We start from the raw sequence: 7261 nt of genomic DNA on the forward strand, positions 1-7261 counted from the left end.
GCATCCTTGCCTAATTCACCTAGTCTCGCTCCGGCTTGGTCTCGAACCGACAACGCCGAAAAGCCTGGGAGCAACGCTCATGCAGCCAATTCGCGTAGCGACCCATGACGGTCCCGGCGCGCCGCCGGTCATCCGCAGCGTGCCGTGGCCGAAAATTCCGGACAAGGCGGCGCTGATAAAAGTCGGCGCCTGCGGCGTCTGCGGCACCGACCTGCACATTCTGAAAGGCCATTGGCCCAAGCCCTTGCCCTGGCCGTTCACGCTCGGTCACGAAATCGGCGGCGTGCTGGTCGAAGTCGGCGCCGAGTTCAAGGAAGACTTCATGAGCAAGCCGCTTGGCGTGGGCTCGAAGGTGATGATCCCGCCGCTGATGCCGTGCGGCCGTTGCTATTACTGCCTTCATTATCCCCAAAACGCCAACAAGTGCCTGACCCCGGTCTATTACGGCCGCTATCTCGGCTTCGACAAGGCGCCGCATCTGTGGGGCGGCTTCGCGGAATATGTCTATGTCGATCTCGACATGCTGCCGGGCACCAAGATCTACAAGCTGCCGGATGACATGCCGCTGCGGCTCGGTGCCTTGTCGGAGCCGCTAACCTCCTGCATCCGCGCCTTCAATCGCGCCACCCGCGCCGGCGGCTTCAGCTGGGGCGACACCGTGGTGATCCAGGGCTCCGGCCCGATCGGGATTTTGGCGGTTGCCGCGGCGCAGGAGATGGGCGCCGGGCGCGTGATCTGCGTCGGCGCGCCGGAGATGCCGCGGCTTGCGCTGGCGCGCCAGTTCGGCGCGGAGGCGACCGTCGATATCGGTGAGGTCAGCACGCCGCAAGCCCGCATCCAGGCGGTGCGCGACATCGTCGGCGGCTTCGGCGCCGATCTGGTGATGGATTGTTCGGGACATCCGAGCGCCGGTCCCGAAGGCATCGAAATGCTGCGCGACGGCGGCACCTATGTCGAGATGGGCCAGTTCACCGATGCCGGCTCGATTGAGACCTCATGGCATCGCATCTGCACCAAGGATCTCAACGTACTGGGTTCCTGGGGTTTCACCGGCAATGACCTGCCGCTCGGCGTCGACATGCTCTCACGCACCCGCGACAAATATCCCTGGCTCGAGATGCAGACGCTGTATCCGTTCTCCGAAGAAGGCATCGGCCGCGCGGTCGCCGACGCCATGGCGATGAAGACGGTGAAATCCACCATCGTGCCTTGGCCGGAACTGGCGGAATGATGACAGCCCAAACCTCCCTTTCCCGGGCGCAACTCCCGATCAGCGGCAAACCGACCGGCGCGAACTCAAACCCGGGTCAGGCCGCCAGACGGCCCTTGACGAAATTTCGCACGGCCTCCTCGGCCACCGCGGTCAATTTGAACGTCAAGAACACCCCGTGATCGTCCCGCCGGCAGACGAAGCCGTCCAGTTTCGTCGGGAATCCTTCGAACACCAGGCTGATGGGTGTGTTGATGGCGACGTCCACCTCCAGAGCGCCGATTTTCGCTCCGCCTTCGGAAAGGTCGTGGACCATCACGCGGTGCGTGCTGCCCCGAATTTCGAGCGTTCCCGGCCGATTGATCTCTTTTCGCTCGAACATTCGGCGATTGACGTCTGCCGTCGACGTCCGGATGACGCGAACCAGGATCAAACGCAGGCCATCGACCTTGGCGGCGATGTCGGAGGCCTCCTCCTTGATTTCCGAGGCGTGACGTCCGGTCTCAACCGCTTCGTTCGAGACCGCGGCTATCTGCTCCGCGACTTCCCGGGCCGCCAGCGATGTCTGTTCAACGGTCCTGGCAATTTCGCTGGTCACCGCGCTTTGCTCTTCCACGGCGGCCGAGATCATCGAGGACACCGATTCCACATTGCGGATCACTTCGCCGATGGCGCTGATGGAGCGGACCGACTCGTCCGTCGCCAGCTGAATTTCGGAGATTTGCTGGGCGATGTCGCTGGTGGCCTTCGCCGTTTGCTCGGCCAGCGATTTTACTTCGGCGGCGACCACCGCAAAGCCGCGGCCCGCCGGGCCGGCGCGGGCCGCTTCGATCGTGGCATTGAGCGCCAAAAGGTTGGTCTGGCTGGCGATCTCGCTGATCAGGCTGGTCACGGCCCCGACTTTGCTCGCGGCATCCGAAAGCTTGGCGATGGTCGCTTGTGCGCTGCTCGAAGCTGCAACCGCTTCGACGGTAAGAGTTCTCGACGCGCTGACCTGGGAGGCGATTTCGGTGATCGATTTGCTGAGCTCGCTGGAGGCCGTGGCGACGATTTGCGCATTTGACAGCGCTTGCTCCGCGGCGGCGGCGACGCTCGTACTCTTGGTTCCCAGCACCAGGGCGCCATCGTTCATTCGAACGGCGCGGCTGGCCATCCGGCCGGTTCCGGCGGCAACTTCGCCGACCGCCGTGGTGGTTTCGCGTTCGACGGTCTCGGCCATGGTCTGCAGGGCTTGCATGCGTTCCTGTTGCGCCTCTTCCTGGGCGAACAGATGCGCCTTGTCGAGGCGCTTCTTCTCGATGGCCGTCTCCTTGAAGACGCCGACGGCGCCGGCCATTTCGCCGATCTCGTCGTGCCGGTGCAGGCCGGGCACTTCGATTTCCAGGTCGCCTCCCGCGAGCATCCGCATCGACCGGGACATGTTGACGATCGGACCGACGATCTGGCTTCGAATGAGCCACATCGACAGCAGCGCAATGCCGGCAATGACCGATGCGATCGCGATCGCAACAAAAAGCTGCAGCAGGGCCGCATCGTTGGCAGCGGAGATCTCGCGGCTGGCGACCTGGGTTGCCAGTTTCTGCGCCGCGATGATCTGCTCGATGGCGGCGCTCGCCTGCGCGAACCATTCGGCTGGTTGCATCGGATACGGGGCGCCCGCGGCGGAAGCGGAGTAGACCGCGGCGCGGACTTTCTGGAAGTCGTCAAAATAGTCCTTGCGGATGGCGTCGATCGATCTTGCAAGCTCGGCATCGAGCCCTCCGGAGAGCGCCTCCATGCGGCTCCAGGAAAGTTCGATTTCGCCGCGATTTTCTCCCTGCGCCATATATTGCGCGCCGGAAAGCGGTTTGGTGCTCGCGATGACGCCGGCAATGCCGCCGCGCTCGCGGCCGGCCGCTTCGCTCATGGTCGCGAGCAGCCCTTTCAATTCGAACAGGCCGCGCACGCTGCCCGGCAGACTGCGCGGAAGCGCGCGCTCGATGGCCATCCGGGCGGATTGGACGTCCGCAATCAGCGCAGTTGCGGCAGGGAACCAGCCCGCCACCAGTTCGGGGTCGAGCGATTTTGCGTCGTCAACCTTCGACCGCAAAGCGGCGAATTGCGCGAGCTTGTTTTCGACGTGCTGGTTGCGCTCCCGGGCCGCCGCCGGGGCATCCGCCATCAGGTTCAGCAGCCGGCCGGCCTCGGCAAATGCGGCATCGCCGATTTGCCGCTGTGTCGCGATGCTCTGTCGCTGCGCCTCGGTCACCTTCGCGGGACTGTTGACGATGGAGTTGCCGGTGCCGCGCTCGATCGCCCATGCCGCGGCCGCCGCCAGATATTGATCGGATATCGCATTGATGGCCGAGGCTTTCTGCAAGCCCAATCGTTCGTCGAGGGCGGCCTTGGCGAACAGGCCGACAAAGACCATGATGATGGCGCAAAGCAATCCTGTGATGGCAAATAGCTTTAGCCTGATCGTCATCTGATTTTCCAGCCCAACGTCCGCGAAAGCGACGATTCAATCATCGAGAAGCTAGTAAACGGAAAAGATCGGGGCCGGTATAACTACGGGCCATCGGCCTCTGGGCGCCGAATTGTCGGTCGATGGCGGAAGTGGATCCGTTGACAACGGTGCGAACGCTCGTCTGGGTCACGCCGCCAAGCGGCCTTTGACGAAATTTCGCACGGCCTCCTCGGCCACTGCGGTCAATTTGAACGTCAAGAAAACCTCGTGACCGTCTTGCCGTGAGACGAAGCCGTCCGGTTTCGTCGGGAATCCTTCGAACACCAGGCACGAGTGCAGCGAGCGCCGTAGAAGTACGGCCCGGATTCTCAACGAAGAATTAAGCATAAAAAATTTAACCTTATCAAATCGTGAAGCCGCGACTCATTTGCGGTCATCGGCGGATGCACGGACAGCAAAAGTCATCGCCTTGTCAGATAGCCGACAGGCTTGGCCGCGTTACACGGACGTCGATTTAAGGGGGAAGATCTTGAAGACCTTACGATCTGCCGTAACTGGCGCTGGACTGACGATTGCCGTCACACTGACGGCCGGCCCGCTTGCCGCTGCGGATCTTCCTGTCGGCTTTCCCGTAAAGGCGCCCCCGGCGCCCCAGCTTTACGACTGGACCGGGATCTATGTGGGTGGGCATATCGGTTACGCGGCCGGCAATTCGAATTGGATTGCCACCCCCGCGCAGGCAGGATTGCCTTCTACCACCGGCTCGCTCAGTCTATACCTGCCGCCGGATGTCTTCGCCGAAGGTGGGAGCTTTTTTGAAGGCGTGCAGGCCGGCTACAATTACATGCTTCCCCATCGCTTGGTCATCGGCGCGGAAGCCGACGCGACATTTCCTGCATGGCCCGATCTCAACGGCCTTTCGATCGGCGGCTCGTCCAACTTCAACTCTCCGGTTTTCGGCGCGGCGAGCTTGAGCGAGACGGTGCTGTCGTCCGGCACGGTGCGGGGCCGGATCGGATATGCCCCTGGTAATTGGCTGTTCTATGCCACCGGCGGACTGGCCTGGACCTATGACCAGCAGACCCTCACTCAGGTTGCCGCGGGAAACAGCGAGACGACGAACTTGTGGCGGTTTGGTTGGGCGGCGGGAGCCGGCGTCGAAGTTCCGATCGCGCCGAACTGGACTGCCCGCGCCGAATATCTATTGACCGGCTATCCCACGGCGACCGTGAATGACCCGAGCGCGCTGCAGCGAATCAGCTCTAATTTCACGCTGCAGCAGCTTCGGCTTGGCCTCAATTACCACTTTGGCGATCCGCCACCGGCGACGGTCGCAGCGTCGTCGGCATCTCCGCTCGCGGACATCGTCAGCTTCCACGGACAGGCGACCTTCACCTATCAAGGCTACGGGTCGTTCCGGTCGCCTTATGCGGGGCAGAATAGTCTGTCCGGCACCGGGCAAAGCCGGGAGACGTTCGATACCACGCTGTTCGCGGGGCTGAAGCTCTGGCAGGGCGCCGAGTTCTGGGCCAATCCCGAGATCGATCAGGGCTTCGGCCTGGCCGATACCCATGGCGCGGCCGGGTTTTTCAGCGGAGAATCCTACAAGCTCGGTGCGGACTATGCTTACGCGCGCATCCAGCGTGCCTTTCTGCGTCAGACCATCAACCTCGGCGGCGAGACCGAGAAGGTCGACGATGACATCAACCAGTTCGCCGGCTCGCACAGCACGGACCGGGTGGTGCTGACGGTGGGACGGTTCGGCGTCAACGACATCTTCGATACCAACAAATACGCCAACAATCCGAAGACTGATTTTCTGAACTGGACCATGATCAACGCCGGCACGCTCGACTATGCCGGCGATGCCTGGGGCTACACCTATGGTGCCGCGGCGGAATGGTATCAGGGGCACTGGACCTTCCGTGCGGGCATTTTTGATCTGTCGGCTACGCCCGCGGGAGGCAATAGTCCTCTCGCCTATGGGCTCGATCCCACCTTCCAGCAATTCCAGATGCTGGCGGAAATCGAGGAGCGCCATGAGCTCTGGGGGCAGCCGGGCAAGATCAAGATCACGGGATTCCTCAGCCGCGGCAGTGCAGGGCAATTTTCGGACGCCATCGCGCTGGCCCAGGCCACCGGGCTGCCGGCCGATATCACCGCGGTCCGTTCCTATACCAGCCGGCCGGGCGTGAGCATCAATCTCGAACAGCAGGTGACGGATGCGCTCGGTGTTTTTGCGCGTGCCGGCTGGGCTGACGGCAATGTCGAACCCTGGGATTTCACCGACGTCGACCGTACGGTTGAAGCCGGCGTTGCAGTGTCGGGAAAGCTGTGGGGCAGACCGGATGATACCATCGGCGTCGCCGGCGTCGTCAATGGCATCTCCAGCGAACACGTGGCATTCTTGAATGCCGGCGGCATCGGCATTCTCGTCGGCGACGGGCAATTGCCCAATTCAGGTCTGGAGAAGATCTTCGAGACTTACTACAGCTACGCGCTGACCGCTTCGTCGCGGCTGAGCCTGGACTATCAGTTTGTCAGCAATCCCGCCTACAACGCCGACCGTGGCCCCGTGAATGTCGTCGCAGCCCGATTGCACTGGCAATTCTAACACCTGAGCACGGTACGGCTTTTATTCATAAGCCAGCCTTGAGCGCAAGGCGCATAAAGCCGCTTATGGATAGAAGAAATACTATGGCTTGAAAGTTGCTCATGGTGGAGTTGCTTCCTCTGGATTGATCTTGCGGGACTCTCATAGCCATCAAATGAGAAAGTGCGGTAGCAATTTAGCTGCAATTCGCAACCCAGATGTTGCCCGCTGTTTACCGTGCCGAATCCGCATTCTCTTCATTCGGGAGCTGGCAACGGCCGCCATGGCTGATACCAGGGCTGATCGCGCCATCGCTTCATGATGGCGATCGGCGTTCGATCCGCACCGAGGACGGCGAAGAAGAACACCGCCGCTGACCGATAGCCTTGCTGCGGCGGCAGTTATGGATAATAATTATTGGTAACGAAGGCGCAGGGTTTTCGCGGCCAGTCCCCTGATGTATAAGAACGCTTGGAACAAATTAGGGAAGCGTTCAATGCGTATTTTAACTTCTCGTCCATCCAAAAGGCCGGCGCGAACCGGCGTGATGGGTTTCGTGGTCGCAGCCTTCCTGCTGGCGGTAGCGCAGCCGGCCTGCGCGACGACGTGGGGGCACTTGCGAGGCCCGTTCTCAGCCGAGAGCCAGCAACTGGAGCGTGCCAACTATGCGGCCGAAGAACGGTCGATTTGCCGGGAGTGGGGAGCGAACTGGATTTCAGCCCCCCGCATGGCGACATTTCGTCGGCATGCCCATAACTAGACGACGGATTCCTTGAAACTGATCGCTTGTAGGATGGGTTGGAGTGACCAGATCGGACGCATGTCCGAACTGATCACGAAACCCATCGCAGCGGCGGAATTGGTGGGTTTCGCGAAGAGCTCAACCCACCCTACGACATCTGGTTGCCGCTGGAGTGTTGTCTGAGAAGGACTGAGCCGGCTCTAATGGTCGGAGTTCGGCTTCGGCTTTGTCGAGCCGATGACATCCGTTTTCTTCGTGCGGTGCTTCTTT

The 7261-nt window shown here is 61.7% G+C and carries 3 protein-coding genes; 2 read left to right on the forward strand and 1 reads right to left on the reverse strand.

Translation table 11 applies throughout. The features are described 5' to 3' along the window. Positions 1–79: 79 nt before the first annotated feature. Positions 80–1231, forward strand: a complete 1152-nt coding sequence (locus ABSG20_RS03280; RefSeq protein ID WP_423863049.1) for a zinc-binding dehydrogenase — start codon at positions 80–82, stop codon at positions 1229–1231. A 76-nt stretch (positions 1232–1307) separates the two neighbouring features. Here the strand turns inward: ABSG20_RS03280 and ABSG20_RS03285 are convergent, their stop codons facing one another. After that, positions 1308–3674 carry a methyl-accepting chemotaxis protein gene (locus ABSG20_RS03285; RefSeq protein WP_423863050.1) on the reverse strand — a complete coding sequence of 789 codons (2367 nt, stop codon included), beginning with the start codon at positions 3672–3674 and terminating at the stop codon, positions 1308–1310. 511 nt (positions 3675–4185) lie between these two features. Between ABSG20_RS03285 and ABSG20_RS03290 the strand changes: the two genes are divergently transcribed. After that, a complete protein-coding gene (locus ABSG20_RS03290; RefSeq protein WP_423863051.1) occupies positions 4186–6270 on the forward strand; it encodes a carbohydrate porin in 2085 nt (694 codons plus the stop codon). Positions 6271–7261 lie beyond the last annotated feature (991 nt).

Origin of the sequence: Bradyrhizobium sp., assembly GCF_049512235.1 — a bacterium.
Lineage (GTDB): Bacteria > Pseudomonadota > Alphaproteobacteria > Rhizobiales > Xanthobacteraceae > Bradyrhizobium.

Bases quoted from the DNA above. Each gene is read 5' to 3' on its own strand.
- ABSG20_RS03285 (WP_423863050.1), bottom strand. From the start codon at position 3,674: ATGACGATCAGGCTAAAGCTATTTGCCATCACAGGATTGCTTTGCGCC.
- ABSG20_RS03280 (WP_423863049.1), top strand. From the start codon at position 80: ATGCAGCCAATTCGCGTAGCGACCCATGACGGTCCCGGCGCGCCGCCG.